Source organism: Edaphobacter sp. HDX4, from assembly GCF_036877565.1.
In the GTDB taxonomy this organism is placed as follows: domain Bacteria; phylum Acidobacteriota; class Terriglobia; order Terriglobales; family Acidobacteriaceae; genus Edaphobacter.
The window spans coordinates 1-2,239 of sequence record NZ_JAEDXW010000048.1; the positions used below are offsets into that span (position 1 = coordinate 1).

Annotated in this window: 2 protein-coding genes and 1 pseudogene; all 3 read right to left on the bottom strand. The window is 59.0% G+C overall.

Going from position 1 to position 2,239, the window contains the following annotated elements; genetic code table 11:
• Positions 1–194, bottom strand: a pseudogene (locus JAO29_RS23055) (MFS transporter); the annotation flags it as partial.
• 20 nt (positions 195–214) lie between these two features.
• The gene (gene ada, locus JAO29_RS23060) at positions 215–1,315 is read right to left on the bottom strand and encodes a bifunctional DNA-binding transcriptional regulator/O6-methylguanine-DNA methyltransferase Ada (RefSeq protein WP_334270635.1); all 1,101 of its coding nucleotides are present in this window, start codon (positions 1,313–1,315) and stop codon (positions 215–217) included.
• 71 nt (positions 1,316–1,386) lie between these two features.
• A complete protein-coding gene (locus JAO29_RS23065; protein ID WP_334270636.1) occupies positions 1,387–2,238 on the bottom strand; it encodes a transglutaminase-like domain-containing protein in 852 nt (283 codons plus the stop codon).
• Between the last annotated feature and the right edge of the window lies 1 nt (position 2,239).

Consider the following 2,239-nt stretch of genomic DNA (forward strand, 5'->3'; position numbering starts at 1 on the left):
GCACCTGTTCCATACACCGTATCGCTGAAGCCAAGCTGCTGCTTCATGTCCATTGCGGCAAAACCCACGTTTACGCGGTCGACGTAGGCAACGATATAAAGCAGAAAGAGGTATGGGATCAGGCGCCAGGTAATCTTTCGATAGAGCGCGCGCTCAAGAATCATGGTGGAGTTCGCTGTCTCGCTCTGTATCATCGCTCCTACTCTATAGGAGCTCAGGAGAGATGCGCGACCGCCTTCTCTGCCTCCAGCAACTTCCGTTTCCGTTCTGTTCCCCATCGGAATCCGGTCAACGAACCATCTTTACCGACGACGCGATGACAGGGAACGATGATGGCGACCGGATTTGCCGCACAAGCTCCGGCGACCGCGCGTGTTGCCGTGGGCGAACCCAGCTGAGCGGCAAGTTGTGAGTAGCTGCGAGTCTCTCCGCGGGGAATCTGCTGCAGGGCGCTCCAGACACGCTGTTGAAAGGCAGTGGCCCGGACATCCAGAGGAAAGGACGCCGCTCCAGGATTCTCACCCATCTGGCCAGTGATGAAATCGATCGCATCGGATAGCCAGCCACTCTTTGGTGTCTCGTGTGTAAGCGCGGCGTTTGGAAAACGACCGCGGAGGACATCGGTCAGCTCGGTGTCATCGTTGCCGAAGGCGATGGTGCAAACGCCCTTCTCCGTCGCGGCGACCAGCATGCGCCCTAAGGGGCTATCCGCTGTAGCGTAGCGAATGGCAATCCCGTGGGCTCCATTCCTCATCTCGCGCGGAGTCATGCCGAGCCGTGCATTGCTGTTCTCGTAAAGTCTGCTGCTGGATCCGAAACCCGCGTCGTAGATTGCGTCAGTTACCGTCATGATCGACTCCCTTATGGTTGTGTCGAAATCCTTCAGGCGCTTCTGCCGTGCGTAGGCCGCCGGACTGACGCCGAAGATTCGTTTGAAGGCGCGATGAAGTGTCAGCCGATTGACGCCGGCTGCCTTCGCCAGACCTTCCGTGGTGATGCGTTCTCCCGCATGCTGCTGGATATACCGGGCTGCTCGACCCACAGCTTCAGCCTGTGGATCGGGTGTGGCGGCCACCCGATCCGGATGGCAGCGCCGACATGGTCGGAACCCCGCCTCCAAGGCTTCAGCCAGTGTAGGGAAGAAGTGGACGTTCGCTCTGGACGGCCTGCGGCTGGGGCAACTCGGCTTGCATACGATCCCCGTCGATCGGACAGCATAGTAGAACCTGCCATCTGCGCCGGGATCTCGTTCAAGCACCTGTTGCCATTGCTTGCCGGGAAGGATATCGGTGACTTCGCCTGCGGACATTGCCATATCAGTATCTTCCTTCAGGCGGCCGCAGGCCACACTCCGATTTGTTCGGTCAAATTTTAGGAAGGGACTAATCAGAAACCGGCGCTGGGCCCGGGTGCAACGGCACCTGTAAAGCTGGCGGATGCCGTCGGGAGGGGAACCTTTTCGCCTGACTCGTCCACCTCATGGCTCTCAACGTAGAAGTGCGCGAGGTTTGCCGCCCCAAAACTGGTGGTAAGGGCAACATCTGTAGCGTCACGACCTACCGCCATCAGGAGCCGACCGATACGGGGCATGTTATGACGCGCGTCCAGAGTCCACCATTGCCCACCAAGATAGACCTGGTACCAGGCACTGAAATCCCCCGGTCCTCCATAGGGAACTCGAATGTCACCCAGGTAGCCCGTTGCATAGCGCGCGGGGATATTCATCGCTCGCGTTAACGTGATGGCGAGGTGTTGAAAATCGCGGCACACCCCGACGCGCTCCGTGAAAACATCCAGTGCGGTCTTGGTCGGGCGTGCGGAGTTATAGTCGAACCGCACATGATCGTGCACCCAATCCCGGATGTTTATCGCTCGCATCCACCCTTCAGGGACAGTACCGAATAATTCGCAGGCGATCTGCGACAGCCTGTCCACCTCGCAGTAGCGACTGCTCAACAGAAACTGGAGAACCTCGTCCGGGAGCTCATCGATAGGGTGTTGCCGCGCAGTCAGGCTGATCTCGTCCCATCGTCCATCGTGCTCGATCAGATTTCTCCCCGCCAGGCGAAGACGGCCTGCGGGAGCGCTGAAGCGGGTGCAGTGATTCCCGAACGCATCGATGTAATCGTGAGAGGAAAGCTCGCGCGTCGCCTCGGCAGAGACATGTTCTATCTTCAGCGACTCCTCTTCTTTGAGCGAGGACGCCGTCGAGGGATGCAGGCGTAGCATAGCCACGATG

Excerpts from the sequence above, each read along its gene's own strand:
- ada (WP_334270635.1), bottom strand. The coding sequence starts at position 1,315 with ATGGCAATGTCCGCAGGCGAAGTCACCGATATCCTTCCCGGCAAGCAA.